General features: G+C 72.5%; 5 protein-coding genes. All 5 read right to left on the bottom strand.

All coding sequences use genetic code 11. The features are described from left to right. Nucleotides 1-47: 47 nt before the first annotated feature. The 5 genes from ACIGXM_RS10455 to ACIGXM_RS10435 are packed head-to-tail and all read right to left on the bottom strand — an operon-like array spanning nucleotide 48 to nucleotide 26,555. The gene (locus ACIGXM_RS10455) at nucleotides 48-1,559 is read right to left on the bottom strand and encodes an amino acid adenylation domain-containing protein (RefSeq protein WP_396558995.1); all 1,512 of its coding nucleotides are present in this window, start codon (nucleotides 1,557-1,559) and stop codon (nucleotides 48-50) included. Continuing rightward, complete coding sequence (locus ACIGXM_RS10450; RefSeq protein ID WP_396558993.1) at nucleotides 1,543-4,935, bottom strand: amino acid adenylation domain-containing protein; 3,393 nt, start codon at nucleotides 4,933-4,935, stop codon at nucleotides 1,543-1,545. The genes ACIGXM_RS10455 and ACIGXM_RS10450 overlap by 17 nt, the downstream gene beginning before the upstream one ends. Continuing rightward, the gene (locus ACIGXM_RS10445) at nucleotides 4,928-6,763 is read right to left on the bottom strand and encodes a carbamoyltransferase (RefSeq protein ID WP_396558991.1); all 1,836 of its coding nucleotides are present in this window, start codon (nucleotides 6,761-6,763) and stop codon (nucleotides 4,928-4,930) included. The genes ACIGXM_RS10450 and ACIGXM_RS10445 overlap by 8 nt, the downstream gene beginning before the upstream one ends. Beyond that, the gene (locus ACIGXM_RS10440) at nucleotides 6,760-16,734 is read right to left on the bottom strand and encodes an amino acid adenylation domain-containing protein (protein ID WP_396558989.1); all 9,975 of its coding nucleotides are present in this window, start codon (nucleotides 16,732-16,734) and stop codon (nucleotides 6,760-6,762) included. Before ACIGXM_RS10440 ends, ACIGXM_RS10445 begins: the two co-directional genes overlap by 4 nt. Then, on the bottom strand, nucleotides 16,731-26,555 hold the full coding sequence (locus ACIGXM_RS10435) for an amino acid adenylation domain-containing protein (RefSeq protein WP_396558987.1): 9,825 nt from the start codon (nucleotides 26,553-26,555) through the stop codon (nucleotides 16,731-16,733). Before ACIGXM_RS10435 ends, ACIGXM_RS10440 begins: the two co-directional genes overlap by 4 nt. Nucleotides 26,556-26,905 lie beyond the last annotated feature (350 nt).

The following is a 26,905-nucleotide window of genomic DNA, read 5'->3' as shown; positions in this document are numbered from 1 at the left end:
ACGTGATCCCTTCGGTGTGGTGGGGTGGTGGGTGTGCGGAGGTGGTCTCAGTTCGCGCGGAGGTGGTCCTCGACCAGCTGCCGGACCGCCCGCCGATCGGTCTTGCCGGCCGTGTTGCGGGGCAACTCCGGGAAGAGCAGAACCCGTTGCGGCTGCATGTGGGTCGGCAGCAGGCGTCGCAGGTGGTCGCGCAGCTCGCCGGGCCCGGCCGCGGTGTCCCGGGCCGGCGCCACCGCGAGGTACAACTCGGCCCGCCCGTTGGGCAGTTCGCTGACCAACGCGCTGGCCTGGGCGATCGCGGGGGAGCGCTGGGCGACCGTCTCGATCTCGCCGAGTTCCACCCGGTGGCCACGGATCTTCACCTGGTCGTCGCGCCGGCCGTGGAAGCAGTACCGGCCGTCGGCGCGGACCCGGACCAGGTCCCCGGTGCGGTAGACCGGTTCATCGCCCGGCCCGGTGACGAAGGCGCGTGCGGTCTGCTCGGGGCTGCCGACGTAGCCGCGGGCCAGCCCGACCCCGGACAGGCACAGCTCGCCGACCGTCCCCGTCGGGACCGGGCGCAGCTCCTCGTCCAGCACGTGCGCGCCCAGCCCGGTCAGCGGCAGCCCGATCGGCATCGGGTCGGTGAACGGCGGTGTCACCTCGGTGGCCAGGCCGACCACGGTGATCTCGGTCGGCCCGTAGGCGTTCCACAGCCGGCCGGTCACCGGTCGCAGCTCCTCGGCCAGCGCCGCGGTGAGCGCCTCGCCGCCACTGATCAGCGTGCCGAAGACCCGCTCGCCGCGCAAGTAGGGAAGCAGCAAACGGAGTTGGCTGGGGGTGGCCCAGGCCGCGGCGACCGGGTGGGCGCGCAGCCAGTTCGCGAAGAACTCCGGATTGCGGGCCGAGCGCGGCGGGGCCACCGCCACGACACCGCCGCTCACCAGGGGGAGCAGCAGCTCCGGGACGGACATGTCGAAGATGGTGCTGCTGTGTGCGAGCATCCGGTCGCCGGCGCCGAGCGGCAGCACCCGGACGAAGTGGTCCAGCAGGTTCGCCAGCCCCGGATGGCCGACCTCGACGCCCTTGGGCACGCCGGTCGAGCCCGAGGTGAAGAGGATGTACGCGGCCGGGTCGGCGGTGTCACGGTCCCGGGTGGTGTCGCGGTCGGTCGCGGTGCACTCGGCCACCGCGCGTTCGACCACCCCGTCGGAGCGCGGGCCGACCGCCGCCGCGTCGCAGCGGGCCTGCCGGATCTGGTAGCGGCGGCGGTCGGCCGGCGAGGCCGGGTCCAGCGGGACCGCCACCGCCCCCAGCAGCCAGGTGGCCAGCAGGGCGACCAGGTAGTCCGTGCCGTACGCCGACTCGATGGCGATCCGCGAGCCGCGCCCGGCCCCGGCGGCGGCCAGTTCCGCCGCGCGCCGCCGGGCCGCGGCGAGCAGCTCGGCGTAGCCGAGCCGGCCGGTCTCGTCCTCGACGGCCGGGGCGTCCGGGGTGGAGCGGGCGTGGTGCAGGAAGCGCTGCAGTGTGTCGCCGGCCGGGTCGGGTCGCGGCCCCGGCTCCTCAGTGCGGTTGGACATCGCTGCTCCAGACGAACTCGTGACCGGCGGCCTGGCGGATCAGCGCGGCGGTGCCGCGCAGGGTCGGGTACCGCAGGAAGGCGGCGAGTTCCAGCTGGACGCCGGACTCCTCGTCGATCCGGGCCAGCAGACGCAGGGCCTTGATGGAGTGGCCGCCCAGAGTGAGGAAGTTGTCCTCGGGATCCACCCGGTCGAGGTCGAGCACCTCGCACCAGAGGGCGGCGAGCTCGCCGAGCAGCGGGTCGGCCGGCTCGGGGGCGGGTCGCGTCGTGGTGTGCCCGGTGTGCGCTGTGCGGTCCGGGGGCGCCGCGCGGTCCGTGGCGGTGGGTTCGGGCAGGGCCCTGCGGTCGAGCTTGCCGTTGGCGTTGACCGGCAGCTCGTCCAGCAGCACCAGGGTGGGCACCATGTAGTCGGGCAGCTCACCGCGCAGCCGTTCGCGCAGTCCGCCGCGGAACGTCGCCGGGTCGGCCGGGGCGTCCGCCGGGGCGTCGGCCGTGACGTAGGCGATGATCTCGGCGCTGTCGGCGGTGGCCCGGCTGGTCACCACCACGTCCCGAACGCCGGGCTGCCGTCCGATCGCCAGCTCGATCTCGCCCAGCTCCACCCGGAAGCCGCGGATCTTCACCTGGTCGTCGAGCCGGCCCAGGTACTCGAACCCGCCGTCCGGCAGCACCCGGACCTGGTCGCCGGTGCGGTAGAGCCGTTGGCCGCCGCGCGGGTCGAACGGGTCCGGTACGAAGGAGTCGGCGGTGGCCTCCGGGGCGTTGTGGTAGCCCCGGGCCAGCCCGGCTCCACCGACGTACAGCTCGCCGACCTCGCCGACGCCCACCAACTCGCCGTCCGGGCCGAGCGCGTAGGCCGTGCTGCGGGAGATCGGCCGGCCGATCGGCACCGTGCCGGAGCGCACGTCGTCCAGGGTGACCTCGTGGTAGGTGCTGAACGTGGTGTTCTCGGTCGGGCCGTAGCCGTTCACCATCCGACCCGGGGGACGGCAGGCCAGCACCTTCTCCAGCCGGCGGGCGTCGTGCTTCTCGCCGCCGAAGACCAGGGTCCGCAGGTGTCGGAAGGCGTCGGGGGCGAAGTCCGCCACCTGGTTGAGCAGTGAGGTGGTCAGGAACATCACGGTGATCCGCCGCTCGGTGAGGAAGGTGCGCAGCCGGGTCGGGGAGAGGGCCACCTCCCGGTCGACCACCACCAGGGTGGCGCCGGCGGCCAGTGCGCCCCAGATCTCGAAGGTCGCCGCGTCGAACGCCGGGTTCGACAGGTGTGCCATCCGGTCGGTGGCCTCGACGGGGGCGAAGTTCCCGTTCGGGACGAGCCGGGAGATCGCGCCGTGCGGGACCAGGACGCCCTTCGGCCGGCCGGTCGAGCCGGAGGTCGAGATGACGTAGGCGGCGTCCTCGGCGAGCAACTCCACCGCCCCGACCTGGGCGAGAGCGGCCCGGCCCGGCGATCCGATCCGGTCCAGCCGGTGGACCGGGAGCAGGTTCGCCAGCCGCTCGGCGGTGGCTTCGCCGGCGACCAGGGCGGCCTCGGCACCGGTCCGCAGCGCGGCGTGCAGCCGGGCGTCGGGCTGGTCGGTGTCCAGTGGCAGGTAGGCGCAGCCCGCGCGCAGCACGCCCAGGCAGGCGGTCACCGCGTCGGTGCCGCGGGGCATCGGGACGGCCACCACGGCTCCGCGCCGCAGTCCCGCGGCCATCAGGGCAGCGGCCACCGCGTCGGCCCGCTCGTCGAGTTGACCGTACGTCAGTTGCTCGTCCCCGTGCTCGACCGCGACCGCCTCCGGGCGCTCGAGGGCCTGCCGGTGGACCAGCTCCGGTACCGCCCGGTACGGCTCCTCGGGGCGGGCGGATGACGGCAGTTCGGCGTCCGGGTCGGCGAAGGCGACCTCGATCGCCGCCAGCAGGTCCTGGTGCAGCCGGGCTGCCGCGTGGTCCGAGAACAGCTCGGTGTGGTACTCCAGTTCGGCGAGGACGCGCTCGCCGCGCCGGGTCACCGACCAGAGCAGCTCGTACTTGGCGGTGCCGGTCGGCAGCAGCTCGCGGCTGGCCTGGGGCTCCCCCGCCGGCCAGCCCCAGTCCGCGGCGTCCTGGTAGGAGAGGGCGAGTTGGGCCAGTGGCGCCCGGGACAGGTCGCCACCCAGGCGCAGCTCGTCCATCATGGTCTGGAACGGCACCTGCTGGTGGGCCAACGCTCCGGTCACCACGCGGCGGACCAGTCGGGCCAGCCCGCGGGCGGTGGTGCCCGGCGGCAGCTCGAGGCGCAGCGGCAGGGTGTCGACGAACATGCCCACCTCGGCCAGCTCTCCGGGGCCGCGCGAGGAGACCGGTACCGCGATCACCAGGTCCCGATCACCGGTCACCGCGGCCAGCCCGGCGAGATAGGCCGCCACCCAGGCCATGAACGGACTCAGCCGCTCCTGCGCGGCCACCGCGGTCATTGCGGCCAGTGCCTCCGCGCCGAACTCCAGCCGGTGCACCGCGCCCGTCACGCCGAGCAGCGCGGGGCGCGGCCGGTCGTACGGCAGCGAGGGGCCCTCCGGCAGCCCGGCGAGGGCGCCGCGCCAGTACTCCAGGGCCTCCGTGCTGTCCCGCGGGCCGACCGAGACCCCTTGCGGGAGCGTGCCGGCGGGGGACTCGTCCGGCGCCGATCCGGTGTAGAACCGCCGAAGGTCCGCCTCCAGTAGAGAAAGTGACAAGCCGTCACAGACCAGATGGTGCACGGTGAGCAGGAGCAGATCGCCGTCCTGCGGTCCGCGCCGTACCAACAGGGCACGCAGTAGCGGGGGTTGGGCGAGGTCGAAGGGCAGTCGGGCCTCCTCGTCCAGCAGCCGGCGCAGTTCGGGATCGGCCAGGCCGCCGGCCGCCAGGCGGCGCAGTGGGACCGGGGCACCCTCCAGGGCGAACGCCCGGCCCGGTGCCTCGAAGCCGCGACGCAGCGCCTCGTGGCGGTCGGCGAGAGCGTCCAGCGCGCTCCGCAACCGGTCGGGGTCGAGCGCGGTGGTGCAGTGCAGCAGGGCGGCGACGTGGTAGACGGGCGTGCCCGGGTGCAGCTGCTCGACCACCCAGAGCCGCTCCTCGGCCGCGGTGAGCGGGCGGGGCTCGCCGCGCCGGGCACCGGGGCGGTCGGTGGTCCGCGCCTCCAGGGCCGCCATCAGGGAACCGAACTCCGGGTACTCGTAGAGGATGTCGAGGTCCAGCTCGACGCCGGTCAGGGCGCGCAGACCGATCGCGGTCTCCACCGCGAGGACGGAGTGACCGCCCTCGAAGAAGAAGTTGTGGTCGTCCTGGACCTGGTCGAGGCCGAGGGCGCCGCGCCAGAGCTCGGCGACCGCGGCGCGGAGCGGCAGGCCGGGGGTGCTGGTCGGCTCAGGCACGGGAGCCCTCCGCCCCGGTCCCGGCCACCGCGTCGGTCCCGGCGTCCGGAACGGTGCGGGTGACCAGCCAGTCGCCGATGGCCAGCGCGTCGATGGTGGATCGGGCGAAGGTGTCCACCGCCTCCCGCGGCGTCCGCACGATGGGCTGCCCCTTGAGGTTGAACGAGGTGTTCAGCACGATCGGCACTCCGCGGTGCGTGCCGACCTCGCTGATCAGCCGCCAGAACCGGGGTGCGGTCAGCCGGTCGACCACCTGGACCCGCGCCGAGCCGTCGAAGTGGGTGGCCGCCGGCAGCAGGTCCCGGTACTTCTCGCGGACCTGGGTGATGAAGAGCATGTGCTGGAAGACGTGCTCCCGGCCCGGCTCGATCTCGAAGAACTCGCCCGCCTCCTCGGCGACCACCGCCGGGGCGAACGGCCGGAACTCCTCGCGCTGCTTGACCACGGTGTTCAGGTGCGCCCGCATGTCCGGCGCGGTCGCGTCGGCCAGGATGCTGCGGTTGCCCAGGGCCCGCGGGCCGAACTCCATCCGCCCCTGGAACCAGGCCACCACCGAGCCTTCGGCGATCAACCCCGCCACCTCGCCGACCAGTTCCTCCTCGGCCAGCCGACGGGCGCGATAGCCGTCACCGAGCCCGGCCACCGCCGCCGAGACCGCGGCGTCGTCGAACTCCTCGCCCCAGTACGGCATCGCCATCCGGGGCGCCGGCGCGGCGGTGGTCTGGTGCAGCTGCCAGAGCGCGGCGCCGAGCGCCGTGCCGTCGTCCCCGGCGGCCGGCTGGACGAACAGGTCGTCGAACAGGCCGCTGCGCGAGATCAGGCCGTTCGCGGTGCAGTTGAGCGCCACCCCGCCGGCCATGCAGAGGTTGCGGGAGCGCTCGCCGGCCTGCTCGGCCTGCGCCACCGCCGAGTCCAGCACGTGCAGCAGGCTGCGCTCCAGGACGTGTTGGAGCGTGGCCGCGATGTCCATGTGCCGCTGCTCGACCGGCGCGTCGGGATGCCGGGCCGGGCCGAACAGCTCCTCCAGCCGCCGGATCACCCCGCGGTGGGTCTCCCGCTCCACCGCCGTGCGGTCGAAGGAGAGCACCGGGAGCAGCAGCCGGCCGCAGTCGCCCAGCCGTACCAGGTGCTCCAGGGCGGATTCGTAGCGCTTCGGGTCACCGTAGGGGGCGAGCCCCATCACCTTGTACTCGTCCATGCCCGGCAGGAAGCCCAGGAACTGGGTGACCACCGTGTAGAGGATGCCCAGCGAGCTGGAGATCGGATATGTCCTGGTCGAGCGGATCCGGCTGCCGCGGCCGGCGAGCACCGAGGTGGACTCCGCCTCGCCCATGCCGTCCGCCACCAGCACCGTGGCGTCCTGGAAGCCGCTCAGATAGTAGGCGCTGGCGGCGTGCGCCAGGTGGTGCGGGACCCGGACCAGCTTGCGGGCCCAGTCCTGGTCCGGGTAGTGCGTGCGTAGTACGTCCAACTGGACCTGCTCGCAATAGACTTCGTCGAACCAGCGGCGGGTGATCGGGTCCAGGTCCCAGGCCACCGAGGGCTGGTAGCGGAAGCCGTGCGCGACCACGTCGACCTCGTCGAGGGTGACACCGGCCATCCGCAGGCAGGCCTCGATGGCGTCCACCGGGAAGGCGCCGGTGCCCTTCACGCCGTCGTGGCGCTCCTGGGCGGAGGCGGCCAGCACGCCGTCCTCGCTGACCAGGGCGGCGGCGGAGTCCAGGCCCTGGGCGAGCCGCTGCTCGCGCCAGTCGAGGCCGGGCACCAGCTGCTGCTTGACGGACAACGAACGGTCGAGCCCGCTGATACCGAGAACAAGCACGGTCATGCTCCTGTCTGGGGAGTGGGGGTGGGAGTGCGGAGGATCTCGGCCACGGTCCTGACCGAGGGGTGGCGCAGCAGCTGGTAGTGGTCCGCCGTGTCGATCGTCGTGACGGTCATCTCGTCGGCCAACTCCCGCCAGGAGTCGGCGAATCCGTCCCGCGAGTGCGGTCCTTCGGCGAGCGCGAGCACCAGCTCGGCCCGGCCGGCGAAGCGGGCTGGCCGGTGCTCGGCCAGCCCGACCAGCAGGTCGCGCCAGAACGCCATCAGGGTGGCCACGGTCCGGCCGTCGAGATCGGCCAGCGCGCCCGGATCGGTGCCGAGGACGGCGAACAGCCGCTCGGCGGACGGGGCTTGGAGCAGCCGACCCGGCCCGTGCCGTTCCACCTCGGTCCGCAGCAGTTCCAGCGCGGCGGCCTCGGCGGTGAGCTGCTCGGCGGACTCCGGAGCCTGCTCGCCGGTGTGGGGATCCGCGTCCAGGATCACCAGACGGTCGATGGTGACGCCCAGGGCACCCAGCTGGGCGGCGAGTTCGTGGGCGAGGAGGCCACCGGCCGACCAGCCGGCGAGCACCGGGCGGCGGCCGGTCAGGAGCGGCGCGAGGTCCTGGGCGTAGCGCGTGGCGAGGGAGGCGAGACCGGGGATGGCGGAGCCGCCGAGCAGGTCGCCCTGCACGCCGAGGATCTCGAAGGACGAGCCGAGCTCGTCGGCCAGCTGCTGATAGCAGTGGACCGTTCCTCCCAACGGGTGTACCAGGACGAGTGGTTGGAGGCCGGGGCGACCACCGAGCGGGATCAGGGTGCGGCCGGCCGGGGGTTGCTGGTCCGAAGCGTCCAGCAGGGCGGCCTGGCCGGCCACGGTCGGAACGGCGAGCAGTCGCGCGAGCGGCAGTCCGGTGCCCAGTTTGGTGCGGAGCGCGGTGGCCAGCCGGACGGCCAGTAGGGAGTGGCCGCCGAGGGCGAAGAAGTCGTCGTGGATGTCGATGGTGTCGTGGCCGAGGAGTTCGTGCCAGATTTCCGCGACTCGCCGTTCGGTGTCGGTGCGGGGTTCGGTGGTGGTGGGTGCGGTGTGTTCGGGGATGTGCAGGGCTTTGCGGTCGAGCTTGCCGTTGGTGGTGAGGGGGAGGGCGTCGAGGTGGACCAGTTGGGTGGGGATGGCGGCCTTGGGGAGCAGGCCGGTGAGGTGGGTGCGGATCTCCTGCGGGTCGGGGGCGGGTCCGTCGGTGAGGACGAGGTGGGCCACCAGCTGGGTGGTTCCGGGGCGTTGGGTGATGGCGGCCGCGATGACGCGGGGGTGGGTGCGCAGGGCGGCTTCGACCTCCTCGGGTTCGATGCGTTGTCCGAGGATCTTGATCTGGTGGTCGTTGCGGCCGTGGAATTCGAGGTGGCCGTTGGTGCGGTGGCGGGCGAGGTCGCCGGTGCGGTAGAGGCGGGCTCCTGGTGGTCCCCAGGGGTCGGGGACGAAGGCGTCGGCGGTGAGGTCGGGGCGGTTGAGGTAGCCGGGTCCGACGCCGGGTCCGCCGATGTGGATCTCGCCGATGGTCCCGGGGACGACCGGTTCGCCGTGTGCGTCGAGCAGATGGATCCGGACGTTGCCGAAGGGCTTGCCGATCACGGGAGTCGGGCTGGCGGTGAGGTCGGCGCAGGTGGCCTCGACGGTCGCCTCGGTCGGGCCGTAGGCGTTGAAGGAGATGGTGCGAGGGTGGGCGGCGCGCAGGGTGGTCCAGAGGTCGGGCGGGCAGGCCTCACCGGCCACGATCAGCACGCGAGGTGGGTGGGGTGCGTCCAGCAGGCCCTCGTCGGCGAGGAGTTGGACCTGGGAGGTGGTGGCCTCGACCATGCCGATCGCCCGGTCGCTGTCGTGCGCGCGTTCGACCAGGTGCCGGGGGTCGCGGCGCTCGTCCGGAGTGAGGACGGTGAGGGTGTGGCCGTCGAGCAGGGTGAGGAACTGGGCGATGAAGAAGTCGGAGATGAAGGCCGACGTACCCGTCACCACTCGGAGCTTCCGCTCGGCGACCGCCGACCTGAGCCGCGGGATGAGCTGGCTCGTCGCGTGGTTGGTGAGGTTGCCGTGGTCGACCATGACGCCCTTGGGCCGTCCGGTGGAGCCGGAGGTGTACATCACGTAGGCGAGGTCGCGTGCGCTGACCTGGGGGAGGTCGGTGGTGGGGGCGTCCTCGAGGGTGGTGTCCTCGGTGAGCAGGAGGGCGGGCCGGGCATCCTGGATCATGGTGTCGAGGCGGGCGGTGGGGAGGTCGGGGTCGAGGGGGAGGAAGGCGGCGCCGGCCTTCCAGACGGCCCAGACCGCGATCAGCGCGCGGGCTCCGGGGCGGAGATTGATGCCGACCAGGTCACCGTGCCGCACACCGCGGTGGGACAGCCGGTGGGCCATCCGCTCGCTCGCGGCGTCGAGTTCGGCGAAGGTCAGCTCGATCCCGTCGGCTTCGATGGCGATGGCGTCCGGGGTGCGGCGGGCCTGGGCGCGGAGGAGGTCGTGGACGGGGGTGTCGGGGTGCCTGGTGGTGGTGTCGTTCCAGCGCTGGAGCCGGGTGAGTTCGCGGGGGGACGGGCGGAGCAGGGTGGCGATCGGGGCGGCGGGATCGGCGGTGAGGGAGGCGAAGAGGTCGGTGAGGGAGGTGAGGAACCGGTCGGCGGTCTCGCCGTCGTAGTGGTCGGTGCTGAAGTCGAGTGCGAGCACCAGGCCGTCGGGAGTCCGAGAGGTGCCGAGCAGCAGATCGAAGTGACTCCCACCGGTGGCGAGTTCGACGCTCTGGAGGGTGAGGCCGACGGGGAGCGGGTGTTGGGGTGTGGCGTTCTCGTGGGTGTACAGGAACCCGGTGCTGAAGAGCGGGTTGCGGGTGGTGGCGCGGGCGGGGGCGATGGCGCGGACGACGTGGTCGAAGGGGGAGTGCTGGTGGGCGAAGGCTTCGAGGAGGGTGGTGCGGACGCGGGTGAGGTAGTTGGGGAAGTCCTCGGTGGGGTTGATGTGGATGCGAAGGGCGAGGGTGTTGACGAAGAGGCCGAGTTGGTCGGCGGTGTCGGGGTGGGTGCGGCCGGAGACGGGGGTGCCGACGGTGATGTCGGTCTCGCCGGTGTGGCGGGCGAGGAAGAGGCAGTAGAGCGCGAACAGGATGGTGAAGTCGGTGGTGCCGACGTCCTGTCGCAGGTCGTCGAGCCAACTCAGCTGTTGTGCACCGATGGTGGTGGTGCGGCGGTCGCCGGCGAAGGTGGGGTGTTCGGGTGGGGTGCGGTCCGGGTGTGGCGCGGTGGGGGTTGAGCCGGTGAGGGTGTGCTGCCAGTGGGCGAGGTCGGTGGGTTGTTGGCGTTGCCAGGTGGAGAAGTCGGCGTACTGGACGTTCAGGGGTGGGAGTTGCTCGCCCTGGTAGAGGGTCCAGAGTTCGCTTTCCAGGATGGTCAGTGACCATTCGTCGAGGATGACGTGGTGGGCCGCGAAGAGGATCAGGTGGCGGTTGTCGCCGGTCTGCCAGGCGTGGACGCGCAGGAGGGGGCCGGTGGTGAGGTCGAAGGGTTCCTCGGCGGCTTGGCGGGCCAGCTGGAGGGCCTGGTCGGGTGTCGCGATCGCGGCGGTGAGGTTCGTGGTGGGCGCGGGGTGGATGACCTGCTGGATCTGGCCTTCTGCTTCCCGCAGGGTGGTGCGGAGGATCTCGTGGCGTTCGGTGAGGGCGTCGAGGGCGTTGCTCAGGCGGGTGAGGTCGAGTGGTCCGTCGATCCGGTAGGCCCAGGGGACATGGTAGGTCGGGCTGTCGGGGGCGAGTTGCCAGAGGAACCACATGCGTTCCTGTGCGTAGGACGCGGGGATGGGCTGGTCGCGAGCTGTGCGGGGGATGCCGCTGGTGGTGGTGGCGTGGGTGTCGAGCCAGGCGGCCTGTTCGGCGATGGTGGGTGAGTTGAAGGCCTGGTGGAGGGGGAAGTCGGTGCCGAGTCGCAGGACCAGGCGGGAGGCCAGTAGGGAGTGGCCGCCGAGGGCGAAGAAGTCGTCGTGGATGTCGATGGTGTCGTGGCCGAGGAGTTCGTGCCAGATTTCCGCGACTCGCCGTTCGGTGTCGGTGCGGGGTTCGGTGGTGGTGGGTGCGGTGTGTTCGGGGATGCGCAGGGCTTTGCGGTCGAGCTTGCCGTTGGTGGTGAGGGGGAGGGCGTCGAGGTGGACCAGTTGGGTGGGGATGGCGGCCTTGGGGAGCAGGCCGGTGAGGTGGGTGCGGATCTCCTGTGGGTCGGGGGCGGGTCCGTCGGTGAGGACGAGGTGGGCGGCGAGGTGCGTGCCGGTGCTGCTGACGGCGGCCGCGATGACGCGGGGGTGGGTGCGCAGGGCGGCTTCGACCTCTTCGGGTTCGATGCGTTGTCCGAGGATCTTGATTTGGTGGTCGTTGCGGCCGTGGAATTCGAGGTGGCCGTTGGTGCGGTGGCGGGCGAGGTCGCCGGTGCGGTAGAGGCGGGCTCCTGGTGGTCCCCAGGGGTCGGGGACGAAGGCGTCGGCGGTGAGGTCGGGGCGGTTGAGGTAGCCGGGTCCGACGCCGGGTCCGCCGATGTGGATCTCGCCGAGCGTGCCGGGGACCACTGGCTTGCCCTGCGGGTCCAGCAGATGGATCCGGGTGTTGCCGTAGGGCTTGCCGATCACCGGGGTCGGGCTGGTCATGACGTCGGTGACGGTGGCTTCGACGGTGGCTTCGGTCGGCCCGTAGGCGTTGAACGCCACGGTCCGTCGGTGTCCCCGCAGGGTGGTCCAGAGGTCGGGTGGGCAGGCCTCGCCGCCGAAGGTGAGGATCCGGGGTGGGTGGGGTGCGTCGAGCAGGCCGGCGTCGACGAGGAGGTGGAGTTGGGAGGTGGTGCAGTCGAGCGCCTGGATCGCGCGGTCGGGGTGTTGGGCGCGGGCGAGCAGCATGCGGGGGTCGCTGCGCTCCTCGGGGGTGAGGACGGTGAGGGTGTGGCCGTCGAGCAGGGTGAGGAGCTGGGCGATGAAGAAGTCGGAGATGAAGGCCGAGGTCCCGATGGCCACCCGCAGGTGTTGGCCGGTTTCGGCGCCGCGCAGGCGCGGGATGAGTTGGGCGGTGGCGAAGTTGGTGAGGTTGCCGTGGTCGACCATGACGCCCTTGGGGCGTCCGGTGGAGCCGGAGGTGTACATCACATAGGCGAGGTCGCGTGCGCCCACCTGGGGGAGGTCGGTGGTGGGGGCGTCCTCGAGGGTGGTGTCCTCGGTGAGCAGCAGCGCCGGCCGGGCATCTTCGATCATGGTGTGGAGGCGGGCGGTGGGGAGGTCGGGGTCGAGGGGGAGGAAGGCGGCGCCGGCCTTCCACACCCCCCAGACCGCGATCAGCGCGCGGGCTCCGGGGCGGAGTTGGATGCCCACCAGGTCGCCGCACTGGATGCCGTGGTGGTGCAGGTGGTGGGCGAGGTGGTCGCTGGCGGTGTCGAGCTCCGCGAACGTGAGCGTGGTGTCGTCGGCCTCGATCGCGATGGCGTCCGGGGTGCGGCGGGCCTGGGCGCGGAGCAGCTCGTGGACGGGAGCGTCGGGCTGTGCGGTGACGGTGTCGTTCCAGGCCTGGAGTTGAGTGAGTTCGCGTGGGCTGGGCCGCAGCAGGGTGCCGATGGACGCGCCGGGATCGGCGGCAAGGGCCGCGAACAGGTCGGTCAGCGAGGCGAGGTAGCCGTCGATCGTCGTGCCTTCGTACAGCTCGGTGCTGAAGTCCAGGGCCAGCACCAGCCCCTCGGCCGTCTCGGCGATCCCGAGTGAGAGGTCGAAGTGACTGCCACCTGAACCGAGTTCCACTCCGGCGATGCCGAGTTCGCCGGGCGATGCCGACTCGCTCTGGCGGCCGTGGGAGAACATCGTGCTGAAGAGCGGGTTGCGGGCGGCGGCCCGTGCCGGTGCGACGGCGCGGACCACCTGGTCGAAGGGGGTGTCCTGATGCGCGAAGGCTTCGAGGAGGGTGGTGCGGACGCGGGTGAGGTAGTTGGGGAAGTCCTCGGTGGGGTTGATGTGGATGCGAAGGGCGAGGGTGTTGACGAAGAGGCCGAGTTGGTCGGCGGTGTCGGGGTGGGTGCGGCCGGAGACGGGGGTGCCGACGGTGATGTCGGTCTCGCCGGTGTGGCGGGCGAGGAAGAGGCAGTAGAGCGCGAACAGGATGGTGAAGTCGGTGGTGCCGACGTCCTGTCGCAGGTCGTCGAGCCGGATGGGGATGGTGGTGGTGCGGCGGTCACCGGCGAAGCTGGGGTGTTCGGGTGGAGTGTGGTCGGGGAGCGGCGCCGTGGGGGTGCAGTCGGCCAGCTCCTGCTGCCAGTGGGCGAGGTCGGTGGGTTGTTGGCGTTGCCAGGTGGAGAAGTCGGCGTACTGGACGTTCAGGGGTGGGAGTTGCTCGCCCTGGTAGAGGGTCCAGAGTTCGCTTTCCAGGATGGTCAGTGACCATTCGTCGAGGATGGCGTGGTGGGCCGCGAAGAGGATCAGGTGGCGGTTGTCGCCGGTCTGCCAGGCGTGGACGCGCAGGAGGGGGCCGGTGGTGAGGTCGAAGGGTTCCTCGGCGGCCTGGTGGGCGAGCCGGAGGGCCTCTTCCGGGTGCGCGGGGGTCGCGGTGAGGTGGGTGGGTCGTGCGGGGTGGATGATCTGTCGGATCTCCCCGTCCACCTCGCGCAGGGTGGTGCGCAGGATCTCGTGCCGCTCGGTGAGGGCGTCCAGCGCGTTGCCCAGGCGGGCCAGGTCGAGTGGTCCGTCGATCCGGTAGGCCCACGGCACGTGGTAGGTGGCACTGTCCGGGGCGAGTTGCCACAGGAACCACATGCGTTCCTGCGCGTAGGACGCGGGGATGGGTTCGTCGCGGGGGATCGGCGGTATGCCGCTGGTGGTGGTGGCGTGGGTGTCGAGCCAGGCGGCCTGTTCGGCGATGGTGGGTGAGTTGAAGGCCTGGTGGAGGGGGAAGTCGGTGCCGAGTCGCAGGACCAGGCGGGAGGCCAGTAGGGAGTGGCCGCCGAGGGCGAAGAAGTCGTCGTGGATGCCGATGGTGTCGCGGCCGAGGAGTTCGTGCCAGATTTCCGCGACCCGTCGTTCGGTGTCGGTGCGGGGTTCGGTGGTGGTGGGTGCGGTGTGTTCGGGAACGTGCAGGGCCTTGCGGTCGAGCTTGCCGTTGGTGGTGAGCGGCAGGGCGTCCACGAAGACCAACAGCGTGGGCACGGCGGCCTTGGGGAGCAGGCCGGTGAGGTGGGCGCGGATCTCCTGCGGGTCGGGGGTGGGTCCGTCGGTGAGGACGAGGTGGGCGGCGAGCTGTGTGCCCGTGGCGCTGACAGCGGCGGAAGCGACGCGCGGATGGGTGCGCAGCGCGGCCTCGACCTCCTCGGGTTCGATGCGTTGTCCGAGGATCTTGATCTGGTGGTCGTTGCGGCCGTGGAACTCCAGCTGCCCGTCCGCCCGTTGCCGGCCGAGGTCGCCGGTGCGGTAGAGGCGGGCTCCTGGTGGTCCCCAGGGGTCGGGGACGAAGGCGTCGGCGGTGAGGTCGGGGCGGTTGAGGTAGCCGGGTCCGACGCCGGGTCCGCTGATGTGGATCTCGCCGAGCGTGCCGGGGACCACTGGCTTGCCCTGCGGGTCCAGCAGATGGATCCGGGTGTTGCCGTAGGGCTTGCCGATCACCGGGGTCGGGCTGGTCATGACGTCGGTGACGGTGGCTTCGACGGTGGCTTCGGTGGGCCCGTAGGTGTTGAGCGCGACAGCACGGGGATGGGCGGCGCGCAGGGTGGTCCAGAGGTCGGGTGGGCAGGCCTCGCCGCCGAAGGTGAGGATCCGGGGTGGGTGGGGTGCGTCGAGCAGGCCGGCGTCGACGAGGAGGTGGAGTTGGGAGGTGGTGCAGTCGAGCGCCTCCACTGCGCGGTTGGGGTGTTGGGCGCGGGCGAGCAGCATGCGGGGGTCGCTGCGCTCCTCGGGGGTGAGGACGGTGAGGGTGTGGCCGTCGAGCAGGGTGAGGAGCTGGGCGATGAAGAAGTCGGAGATGAAGGCCGAGGTCCCGATGGCGACCCGCAGGTGTTGGCCGGTTTCGGCGCCGCGCAGGCGCGGGATGAGTTGGGCGGTGGCGAAGTTGGTGAGGTTGCCGTGGTCGACCATGACGCCCTTGGGGCGTCCGGTGGAGCCGGAGGTGTACATCACGTAGGCGAGGTCGCGTGCGCCCACCTGGGGGAGGTCGGTGGTGGGGGCGTCCTCGAGGGTGGTGTCCTCGGTGAGCAGCAGCGCCGGCCGGGCGTCTTCGATCATGGTGTGGAGGCGGGCGGTGGGGAGGTCGGGGTCGAGGGGGAGGAAGGCGGCGCCGGCCTTCCACACCCCCCAGACCGCGATCAGCGCGCGGGCTCCGGGGCGGAGTTGGATGCCGATCAGGTCGCCGCACCGGATGCCGTGGTGGTGCAGGTGGTGGGCGAGGTGGTCGCTGGCGGTGTCGAGCTCCGCGAACGTGAGCGTGGTGTCGTCGGCCTCGATCGCGACGGCGTCCGGGGTGCGGCGGGCCTGGGCGCGGAGCAGCTCGTGGACGGGAGCGTCAGGCCGCGCGGTGACGGTGTCGTTCCAGGCCTGGAGTTGGGTGAGTTCGCGTGGGCTGGGCCGCAGCAGGGTGCCCATGGACGCGCCGGGATCGGCGGCAAGGGCCGCGAACAGGTCGGTCAACGACCGCAGCAACTGGTCGGCGGTCGCGCCCTCGTACCGCTCGGTGCTGAAGTCCAGCGTGAGCAGCAGGCCGTCGGTGGTCCGGTTGGCTGCCAGGGACAGGTCGAAGTGGCTGCCGCTGAAAGGCAGTTGGACGTGCTCGACGCTCAGTCCGGCCGGCAGCCCGGCCAACAGCTCGGCGGAGACCTGCGCCGGGGCGTAGGAGAACATCGTGCTGAACAGCGGGTTGCGGGCGGCGGCCCGCGCCGGTGCGACGGCGCGGACCACCTGCTCGAACGGCAGCTCCTGGTGGGCGAAGGCGTCCAGTACGATGCCGCGCACCCGACGGAGGTAGGTCGGGAAGTCCTCGGTGGGGTCGAGGCGCACTCGCACCGCCAAGGTGTTGACGAAGAAGCCGAGTTGCCCGGCGAGATCCGCGTGGGTGCGGCCGGAGACGGGGGTGCCGACGGTGACGTCCGTCGTACCGCTGTGCCGGGCCAGGAAGAGGCAGTGGAGCGCGAACAGCACCGTGAAGTCGGTGGTGCCGACCTTCTGTTGCAGTTCGGTGAGCCAACCGAGCCGGTCGTCGGGGACGGTGGCGGTCCGCCGGTCGCCGACGAACGCGCTGTGCTCGGGCGGGGTCCGGTCCGGGTGCGGTGCGGCCGGGATGGCGTCGGCCAACTCGCGCTGCCAGTGGGCGAGATCGTCGCCGGTGGCAAGGTGCTCACGCTGCCAGACCGAGAAGTCGGCGTACTGGACGTCCAGCGGTGGGAGCTGCTCGCCCCGGTAGAGGGTCCAGAGTTCGCGCTCCAGGATGGCCAGCGACCACTCGTCGAGGATGACGTGGTGGGCCGCGAAGAGGATCAGGTGACGGTCGTCGCCGGTTCGCCAGAGATGGATCCGCAGGAGGGGGCCGGTGGTCAGGTCGAAGGGCTGCTCGGCGGCCTGGTGGGCGAGCCGGAGGGCCTCTTCCGGGTGCGCGGGGGTCGCGGTGAGGTGGGTGGGTCGTGCGGGGTGGATGATCTGTCGGATCTCCCCGTCCACCTCGCGCAGGGTGGTGCGCAGGATCTCGTGCCGTTCGATGAGGGCGTCCAGCGCGTTGCCCAGGCGGGCCAGGTCGAGTGGTCCGTCGATCCGGTAGGCCCACGGCACGTGGTAGGTGGCACTGTCCGGGGCGAGTTGCCACAGGAACCACATGCGTTCCTGCGCGTAGGACGCGGGGATGGGTTCGTCGCGGGGGATCGGCGGTATGCCGCCGGCGCGGCGCTGCCGCACCCGCTGGAGCAGCGCCTGTCGTTCGGCGGGGGTGAGCCGGCTCAGCCGGCTCACCAGGTTCTGCGTCTGCGTCATGCCGTGGCCTCGCTCGCCCGCTCGTCGCCGTCCTGCCGGGTGTCGTGCCGGGTGGGGGACGGGTCGTCTCCGGCCGACTCGGCGAGCAGTCCGCCCAGGTCGATGTCCGCGCTCAACTCGTCGAAGGCGGCCTGTACATCGGCGCAGAAGGCGGCCAGGTCCGGCGCTGCCAGGAAGGCCGGCAGCGGGAGTTCGACGAAGAGCCGGTCCCGCAGCAGGAACAGCACCCGCACCGCGAGCAGCGAATTCCCGCCCAGCAGGAAGAAGTTGTCGGCGAGGTCGACCGAGCCGACGCCCAGCACCTCGGTCCAGATCGCCGCGACCTCCTGCTCCAGCGGACTCTCCGGTGGCCGAGGCTCGCCGCGGCGGGACTCGGTGATCCGCTCCAGCCGGAGCAGGGCCGCCTTGTCCACCTTGCCGTTGGCGGTGACCGGCAGCTCCGGCAGCACGGTGAGGACGGTCGGGACCAGGTAGCGCGGCAGTACCGACTCCAGGTGTGCGCGCAGGCTCGCGGTGTCCGGCTGCTGCCCGACCGCCGCGGCGGCGAAGGCGCGCAGCTCGGTGACCCCGTCCGGCCCGGGGGCGGTCAGCGCGACGGCCCGCTGTACCTCCGGCGAGCGCTCCAACGCGGCCTCGATCTCACCGAGTTCGATTCGGTAGCCGCGCACCTTGACCATGTGGTCGACCCGGCCGAGGAACTCCAGGCGGCCGTCGACCGACCAGCGGCCGCGGTCGCCGGTGCGGTAGAGCCGGGCGCCGGGGAGTGTCGGGTGCGGGGCGAAGCGGTCGGCGGTCAGCTCGGGGTTGCCGAGGTAGCCGCGGGCCAGGCACGGGCCGGCCACGTGCAGCTCGCCGGGGGTGCCGACCGGGACCGGCAGTCCACGCTCGTCGAGCACCAGGACCTCGGTGTTGGCCAGTGGCTCGCCGAGCGGCAGTGGGCCGTCGGGCAGTGTGTCGCGGGTGTAGACCCCGCAGACCGAGAAGGTGGTGGTCTCGGTCGGTCCCCAGCAGTTCACCACCTCCAACTCCGGGTACCGGCAAAGGATTTCGGCGGTGTGGCGAGGCGAGACGGTCTCCGATCCGGTGAGCAGCCGGCGCAGGCCCTCGAAGAGCCGCGGCTCGTGCTCCACCAGCAGGGCGAAGAGCGAGGCGGTGGCGTGCAGGACGGTCACCCCGTACCGGGCGACCCAGCCGGCGAGGTCGCTCGGCGTGTACTGGACGGGCGGCGCGACCACCAGCCGGGCCCCGGCGGCCAGCGGTGCCCACAGCTCGTAGGTGGAGACGTCGAAGGAGATCGGCGCGATGTGCAGCAGCGTGTCGTCCGGGCGCAGCACCAGGCAGTCGCCGCCGTGGAGGAGTTCGGTGACGTTGCGGTGCCGGGCGACCACGCCCTTGGGTCGGCCGGTGGAGCCGGAGGTGAAGATGACGTAGCAGGCGTTGTCGGGACCGGCCAGCGGCTCGGGATCCTCCTCGGGCCAGCCGGAGCAGGAGTCGTCGAGGTCGAGCGCCTGCCAGGGGCCGGCCGGCATCCGCTCGGCGGTGCCGTCCCCGGTCAGCAGCAGTCGGGCACCGGTCTCCCGGAGCATGAACTCCAGCCGCTCGGTCGGGAACGAGGCGTCCATCGGGACGTAGGCGGCACCCGACTTGAGCACCGCGAGCAGCCCGACCACCAGCTCCACCGAGCGTTCCAGGCAGACGCCCACGAACTCCTCAGGTCCGGCGCCGAGTTCGCGCAGGCGGTGGGCCAACCGGTTGGCCCGGGCGTTGAGTTCGCGGTAGCTGACCGCCTGGTCGGCGAGGAGCACGGCGACCGCGTCCGGCGTCTCGGCGGCACGCCGCTCGATCAGCTGGTGGACCGGGACGGCCGGAACCACGGTCGGGTTGTCGTTCCAGGAGGCCAGCAGGGCCTGTTCGGCCGCGCCCAGCAGCGACGCCTCGCGGTGGCGGGCCTGTGGGTCGGTCGCGATGGCGGTCAGCGCGCGCAGGTAGTAGCCGCGCAGCAGGGTCACCTGTTCGGCGCTCAACTCACGTGCGTCGTATTCGAGTTCGAGTCGCAGTCCGGCCCCTCCGGGCTCCCGGCTGATCGCGGTGACCAGCGGGAAGTGGGTCCGGGACACCCCGCCCAGCGGCTCGGACCCCGACCCGCCGAGGGAGAGTGTGCCGTCCTCGGCGAGGTCGGCGAACTGGTGGAAGTTGTTGTAGACGAAGTTGACCTCGAACAGCGGCGCACCGCCGAGCTTGCGCTGCAGGGCGCCGAGCGGGTAGCGGCGGTGCGGCAGCAGCTCGCGCTCGGCCTCGAAGGCCGCCCGCACCAGGTCGGCCCAGCTGCCGTCGGGCAGCCCGAGTCGCAGCGGCACGGTGTTCAGGAAGAGCCCGCGCGCCTCGGTGCCGTCCGTCTCCTCCAGCCGCCCGTTGGAGGTCAGCCCGACCAGCACGTCGGAGCCGCCGGTGACCAGGCTCATCACCCGCAGGTGCGCGGCCAGCACGACCGCCTTGAACGGCACCCCGCAGGTCCTGGCCACCCCCTCCAGGCGGGTCAGCAGCTCGGCGGGCAGGACGGTCGCCAGCGCGCCGTAGCCCTGCCGCTCGTCGCGCTGGTGCGACTCGCCCGCCGCGGTCTCCCCGACCGGCGAGGTCGGCCGGGCCACCGCCCAGCGCGGCAGCCGGTGGTCCGGACGGTCGGCGACCTTCGCCAGCCAGAACTCCTCGCTCTCGGCGGACTCCACCGCGGCCCGCTCGGCGGCGACGAAGTCGCGGAAGAGCGACCGCACCGGCGCCGGCTCCGACCGCTCGCCGGCCAGCAGCATCCGGTAGCGCTCGACGATCTCGGAGAGCGTGGCGGCCAGGCTCCAGCCGTCGAAGATCGCGTGGTGCTCGGTGACGGTCCACTGGAAGACGGTGTCGTCCAGCTGGTGGACGGCCATCCGGCAGAGCGGCGCGCTGTGCAGGTCGAAGCCGTGCCGCTGTTCCCGTGCGACGTGGCCGGTGAGCACCTCGTGCTGCTCGGCTGTCGGCAGGCCGCGCAGGTCCACCGCGCTGAACGGTATCTCCGCGGTGGCGTGCACCAGTTGCAGCGGCTCGCCGTACCCGCTGAGGTCGAACGAGGTGCGCAGCACCGGGTGCCGCTCGACCACCTGGGCGACGGCCCGCCGGAACCGCTGCTCGTCGAAGCGGGCGGCGATCCGCAGGCTGTCCACGTTGTGGTACGGCAGCCGGTCCGGATCGCGTTCCATCTCGTAGACCATGCCGAGCTGGAGCTCGGTCATCGGGTAGGCGTCCAGCAGGCCCTTCGGCAGCCGCTCCCGGTCCTCCTCGGCGAGCAGCGAGAACGGCGTGCTGACCGGCCGCTCCTCGAGCACCGTGCCGACCGCGGTGGCCAGTTCGGCCAGCGTCGGGTTGCGGAAGACGTCCTGCAGGGCGAACGCGTACCCGGCCGTCCGGGCCTGGCCGAGCACCTGGATGCTGCGGATCGAGTCGCCGCCCAGGTCGAAGAAGTTGTCGTGCCGGCCGACCCGGGCCACCCCCAGCACCCGGGACCAGATGCCGGCCAGCAGCTCCTCGACTCCGGCCAGCGGCGCCACGAACTCACCGTCCAACAAGGGACGTTCGCCGTCGGGTGCGGGCAGCGCGGCGCGGTCCACCTTGGCCCGCGGGGTGAGTGGCAGCGCGTCCAGGAAGACGAAGAGCCGCGGCACCATGTACTCGGGCAGCCGCCCGCGCAGCCAGCCGCGCAGCTCGGTGGTGGAGAGCGGGCCGCCGTCGGCCACCAGGTAGCCGACCAGGTCGGGCCGGCCGGAGTCGTCCTGGCGGACCACCACCACGCACTCCAGGACGCTTCGGTGGGCCCGCAACGCGGCCTCCACCTCGCCGAGTTCGATCCGGTAGCCGCGCACCTTGACCATGTGGTCGACCCGGCCGAGGAACTCCACATGGCCGTCGACCGACCAGCGGCCGCGGTCGCCGGTGCGGTAGAGCCGGGTGCCCGGCGCGTACGGGTGCGGGGCGAAGCGGTCAGCGGTCAGCTCGGGGTTGCCGAGGTAGCCGCGGGCCAGGCACGGGCCGGCCACGTGCAGCTCGCCCGGCGTCCCGACCGGGACCGGTAGCCCCGCCTCGTCCAGCACCCAGACCTCGGTGTTGACCAGCGGGTTGCCCAGCGGCAACGGTCCGTCGGGCAGTGTGTCGTGGGTGTAGACCCCGCAGACGGAGAAGGTGGTGGTCTCGGTCGGTCCCCAGCAGTTGACCAGCTCCAACTGCGGGCAGCGGGCCAGGATCAGCGCCGCGTGCCGGGGCGAGACGGTCTCCGAGCCGGTGAGGAAGGCCCGCAGCCCGTCGAAGAGCTGCGGCTCGTGCTCCACCATCAGCGCGAAGAGCGAGGCGGTGGCGTGCAGCACGTTCACCCCGTACCGGGCCACCCAGCCGGCGATGTCGTTCGGGGTGTACTGGATCGGCGGCGCCAGCACCAGGGTCGCGCCGCCGACCAGCGGCGCCCACACCTCGAAGGTGGAGTTGTCGAACGGCAGCGGGGCGAGCTGGAGCAGGGTGTCGCCCTCGGCGAGCTTCAGGAACGGTCCGCCGGCGAGGAGTTCGGTGACGTTGCGGTGCAGCGTCATGACGCCCTTGGGACGACCGGTGGAGCCGGAGGTGAAGATGACGTAGCAGGCGTTGTCCGGGCCGGTCAGGTTGGCCGGGTTCCGGTCGCGGTCGGGTGTCGCGGGCGGCTCGAGGACGTCCAGGTTGACGGTGTGCCAGGAGCCCTGTGGCACCCGGGAGTCGGTGCTGTCGTGGGTCAGCACCAGCTCGGCCCCGACCTGCTGGAGCATGAACTCCAGCCGCTCGGATGGGAAGTCCGCGTCCAGCGGGACGTACACCCCGCCCGCCTTGAGGATGGCCAGCACGCCGACCACCATCTCCAGCGAGCGCCGGATGCACAGGCCGACACAGACGTCCGGCCCGACCCCCTGGTCGCGCAGGTGGTGCGCCAGGCGGTTGGCCCGCGCGTTGAGTTCGGCGTACGTCAGGGAGTCGTCGCCGGCCACCAGTGCGACGGCGTCCGGCGTGGCCGCGACCCGGGCCTCCACCAGCCGGTGCACGGCGACCGGCGCGACCTCGGCGGCGGTGTCGTTCCACCGGGTGAGCAGCGCCCGCTCGTCCGCGCCGAGCAGCGGCACCTCGCGGTAGCGGGCCTCCGGCTCGGCGGCCATCGCGGCGTAGGTGCGCAGGTAGTAGTCGCGGATCAGCAGCATCTGGTCCTCGGTGAGGACGTCGGTGTGGTAGTCCAGCCCGAGCAGCAGCCGGGAGGAGTACGGGTTGCGGATCACCCCGACGTTCAGCGGGAAGCTGTTCGGCTCGGCCCGCACGGTACTGAAACTGTCGATCTTGCCGTCCACGATGGCGATCCGCCCGGCCCCGAACGCCTTGCCGAGCACGTGGAAGTGGTTGTAGACGAAGTTGATCTCGAACAGCGGTCCGCCGCCGAGCTTGCGCTGCAGGGCGCCGAGCGGGTAGCGGCGGTGCGGCAGCAGCTCGCGCTCGGCCTCGAAGACCGCCCGGACCAGGTCGAGCCAGCTGCCCTCGGGCAGCTTCAGCCGCAGCGGCACGGTGTTCAGGAAGAGCCCGCGCACCTCGGCGCCGTCCGCCTCCTCCAGCCGCCCGTTGGCGCACAGTCCGGCCAGGACGTCCGAGCTGCCGGTGATCAGGCTGACCACCCGCAGGTGGCCGGCCAGCACCACCGCCTTGAACGGCACTCCGCAGCGCTTGGCGAGCGCCTGCAGCCCTTCGCAGACCTCCGCCGGCAGCAGGGTCTCCACCGAGCCGAAGCCGCCGGTCTCGTCGCGCAGCCGCCACTCGTCGGGGTCGGCCCGGCCGCGCAGTTCGGTGGGTCGGCCGGTGGGCCAGCGCGGCAGCCGGCCGTCCGGTAGGTCGGCGACCTTCTCCAGCCAGAACGCCTCGCTCTCGGCCGAGTCGAGCGCGGCCCGCTCGGCGGCGACGAAGTCCCGGTACGCCGACCGGGTCGGCGTCGACTCCGGTTCCTCGCCCGCGAGCAGCCGCTGGTACCCGGCGGTGATCTCGGCGAGCGTGGAGTGCAGGCTCCAGCCGTCGAAGATCGCGTGGTGCTCGGTGACCGTCCACTGGAACGACTCCTCGCCCAGCCGGTGCAGGCCGAACCGGAGCAGCAGCGGGCGGGCGTGGTCGAAGGCGTTGAGCCGCTCGGCCTCCACGTACGCGGCGATCGCCGCCTCCTGGGCCGCCTCGTCGAGCGGGCGCAGGTCGGCCACGGTGAACGGCATCTCGGCGCTCGCGTGCACCAGTTGCATCGGCACGCCGTAACCGCTGAGGTCGAAGGAGGTGCGCAGGATCGGGTGCCGGGCGACCACCCGGGCGGTCGCCTCGCGGAACCGCGCCTCGTCGAAGGGGCCGGCGATCCGCAGGCTGTCCACGTTGTGGTAGGGCCGGCGGTCCGGGTCGAGTTCCATCTCGTAGACCATGCCGACCTGCAACTCGGCCATCGGGTAGGCGTCTTCCAGACCCTCGGGCAGCCTGGCCCGGTCCTCGGCCGACACCAGCGCGAACGGCTCGCTGATCAACTCGCCCTGCTCGCCGGAGTCCTGCGGAGCGGCCACGGCGGCCAACGTGGCGAGGTCGGGGTGCCGGAAGAGGTCCTGCAACGCGAAGTGCAGCCCCGCGGAACGGGCTTGACTGAGCACCTGGATGCTGCGGATCGAGTCGCCGCCGAGGTCGAAGAAGTTGTCGTGCCGGCCGACCCGGTCGACCCCGAGCACGGCCGACCAGATGCCGGCCAGCAGCTCCTCGGCGCCGGCCAGCGGGGCGACGAACTCCTGGGCCAGATCGGGTCGTTCGCCGTCCGGTGCGGGCAGTGCCCGGCGGTCCACCTTGCCCTGTGGGGTGAGTGGAAGCGCGTCCAGCAGGACGAAGGCGCGCGGCACCATGTAGCCCGGCAGCCGCTCACCCAGCCAGTCGCGCAGCTCGCTGGTGGAGGGTGCCACCTCGCCGGGCACCAGGTAGCCCACCAGGTCGGCCCGCTCGCCCAGGTCGTCGCGGACCGTCACCACGCACTCCAGCACGCCCGGGTGGGCGCCCAACGCGGTTTCGATCTCGCCCAGTTCGATCCGGTAGCCGCGCACCTTGACCTGCGCGTCGGCCCGACCCAGGTACTCCAGGCTGCCGTCGGTGTTCCAGCGCGCCAGGTCGCCGCTGCGGTAGCACAGTCCGCCCGGGGCACCTCCCAGGTGGTCCGGCACGAAGCGGTCGGCGGACAGCTCGGGGCGTGCGGTGTAGCCCCGGGTGACACCCGGCCCGGCCACGTGGAGCTCGCCCGCCACCCCGATCGGGCACTGCTCGCCGTGCTCGTCCAGCACGTACACCCGCAGGTCGGGCAGCGGCCGGCCGAGCTGGGTGAGCGCCCGGTCCAGGTGCTCCTCGGTCAGCTCCAGATAGCTGACGTGCACGGTGGTCTCGGTGATCCCGTACATGTTGACCAGCAGCGGAGCGGCGTAGCCGTGCCGGGCGGCCCAGCGGCGGACCGACGGCCGGTGCAGCGCCTCACCCCCGAACACCACCGCACGCAGCGCCAGTCGGGCGCCGGTCTGCTCGTCCACGGTCTCGAACTGGCGGAACGCCGAGGGGGTCTGACTGAGCAGGGTGACCCCCTCGTCGGCGACCAGCCGGTAGAACGCCTCGGCGTTGCGGCTGGTGAAGTACGGCACCACGACCAGCCGGCCACCGGTGGTCAGCGCGCCCCACATCTCCCAGACCGAGAAGTCGAAGGCGAAGCTGTGGAAGAGCGACCAGACGTCCCGTGGGCCGAACTCCAGCCGCTGCCGGACCGACTGGATCAGCCGGGTCACGTTGCGGTGGGTGACCGTGGTGCCCTTGGGCCGCCCGGTGGAGCCGGAAGTGAAGATCACGTAGCAGGCGTTGTCCGGGCCGACCAGGCCGTCCAGGTCGTCGCCCGGGCTGCCGTCGGCGGACAGGTCGAGAGCGTCCAGGTCGACCTCCCGCCACGGTCCGGCCGGCACGCTCCCCGTGGTCGGCCCGTGGGTGAGCACCAGCGGCGCCTCGACCTCGCGCAGCATGTGCGCCATCCGCTCGGCCGGGAACGCGGTGTCCAGCGGCACGTACACGCCGCCCGCCTTGAGTACCGCCAGGGTGGCCACCACGGTCTCCAGCGAGCGCTCGACGCACACCCCGACCCGGGTCTCCGGTCCGACGCCGAGATCGCGCAGGTGGTGGGCGAGCGCGTTGGCGCGGGTGTTGAGCCCGCGGTAGTCGAGCGAGTGCTCCTCGAAGACCACGGCCACCGCGTCCGGCGTCTCGGCCGCCCGGTGCTCGACCAGCTCGTGCACGGTGGCGACCGGCAGCTCCAGCTCGCGGCCGGTCCACTCGGCCAGCAGCGCCCGCTCGGCCGGCGTGGTCAGGTCGAGCCGGCCGACCGGCAGGTCGGGGTCGGCCACCGCCTGCCGCAGCAGCTGCTGCCAGTGGTCGACCAGCAGCCGGACGGTGGCCGGCTCGAACAGGTCGGTGGCGTACTCCACCGCCAGCCGCAGGCCGTCCGGTCCGCGGTGCACCGACCAGGTCAGGTCGTACTTGGCGGTGTCGGTCGGCACCAGTTCGCGCCGCACCACCGTGCCGTCGCCGAGCACGGCCGGCTCGCCCTCCTCGTGGAAGGCGAAGACCACCTGGACGATCGGGTTGTGGCCGAGCGAGCGTTCCGGGTGCAGCCGGTTCACCGCGAGGTCGAACGGCAGCCTGCCGCGCGACAGCGCGTCCAGCACCGAGCCGCGGGCCCGGCCCAACAGCTGGCGGAAGCTCGGGTCGTCGGCCAGGTCGACCCGCAGCACCAGCGAGTCGACGAAGAAGCCCACCAGCTCGTCCAGCTTCGCCGCGCCGCGCCCGGCCGCGGGGGAGCCGAGCACGATGTCGCCGCCGCCGGAGTGCCGGGCGGCCAGCGCCTGGAAGCCGGCCAGCAGCACCATGTAGAGGCTCGCCCCCTGGGCGGCGGCCAGCTCCTCCAGCTCCGGCAGCGGCAGCTCGGTCAGCGGGAACTCGACGGTGCGGCCGCGGTGGCTCTGCTCGGCCGGGCGCGGGTGGTCGGCCCCCAGGTCGAGCACGGCCGGGGCGCCGCGCAGCGCCTCGCGCCAGCGAGCCACCTCGGCCTCGACCCGCTCCTCGTCCAGCGCCTCGCGCTGCCACAGCGCGTAGTCCGCGTACTGCACGGGCAGCGGGTCGAGCGCCTGCGCGCCGTGCTGGTAGGCGGTCAGCAGCTGGCGCTGGAGGACGTCCAACGACCATCCGTCGCACGCGATGTGGTGGAGGGTCAGGTGGAGCCAGTGCTCGTCCTCGGCGAGCCGGTACAGCACGGCCCGCAGCATCGGGCCCTTGGCCAGGTCGAACGGCTGCCGGGCGGCGGCCCGCACCAGCCGCTCGGCGGCCCCCGCGCGCTCGGCCGGCGCCCGGTCGGTCAGGTCGACCACCGGGCAGTCCAGCTCGCGCACGTCCAGCAGCCGCTGCCGGGGCTCGCCGCCGTCCTCCTCGTAGCCGGTGAACAGCACCTCGTGCCGGGCGGCGACCGCGGCGAGCGCGCGCACCAGCCGGTCGGCGTCCAGCGGGCCGGAGAACCGGAGGGTCGCGGGCACGTTGTAGGCCGCGCTGCCGTCCAGCCAGCGGTCCAGGAACCACAGCCGCCGCTGCCCGTAGGAGAGCGGGCCGCGCTCCTGCGGCCGGGGACGCAGCGCCCGGGCCGAGCGGCCGGCCGGGGCGGGGCGCGCCGGCATCGGGTCCCCCGCGGTGCGGATGTCGTCCATGAAAGAGCCCTTCTGGTCGGTCCGGTGGATGAGCGGGGTGACCCGGCGCCAGGCCGGGACAATCACCGGGAACGGCCGCGCTCGGGCGGCCTCGGAATACGGCGGAGCGGGTGCGCGCCGGCGCCGGTGGATTTCGGTACGGAGGGGGTGCGGAGAGCCGCGACGGGAATTCCCGCATCGAGTGCTCCGACAGTAGGGAGGGCTGAATGGGTCGTCAAGGCTCATTGGTGGCACCGGTGTTCGGGCTCTCGCGCGGCGGTCCGAATGGCCGCTGACCGGCCCGGACGGACCGTCGCCCGGCTGCCGGCGAGCCACCCGGCCGCGCCCCGGTGCCCCGGCCCGCTCGGCTG

Source organism: Kitasatospora sp. NPDC052896 (assembly GCF_044547075.1).
Classification (GTDB): Bacteria; Actinomycetota; Actinomycetes; order Streptomycetales; family Streptomycetaceae; genus Kitasatospora.
Note: the sequence above shows the minus strand (reverse complement) of the source record. Positions and strands in the feature narration are given on the sequence as shown.

Bases quoted from the DNA above. Each gene is read 5' to 3' on its own strand.
- ACIGXM_RS10455 (WP_396558995.1), bottom strand. From the start codon at position 1,559: ATGTCCAACCGCACTGAGGAGCCGGGGCCGCGACCCGACCCGGCCGGC.
- ACIGXM_RS10440 (WP_396558989.1), bottom strand. From the start codon at position 16,734: ATGACGCAGACGCAGAACCTGGTGAGCCGGCTGAGCCGGCTCACCCCC.
- ACIGXM_RS10435 (WP_396558987.1), bottom strand. From the start codon at position 26,555: ATGGACGACATCCGCACCGCGGGGGACCCGATGCCGGCGCGCCCCGCC.
- ACIGXM_RS10445 (WP_396558991.1), bottom strand. From the start codon at position 6,763: ATGACCGTGCTTGTTCTCGGTATCAGCGGGCTCGACCGTTCGTTGTCC.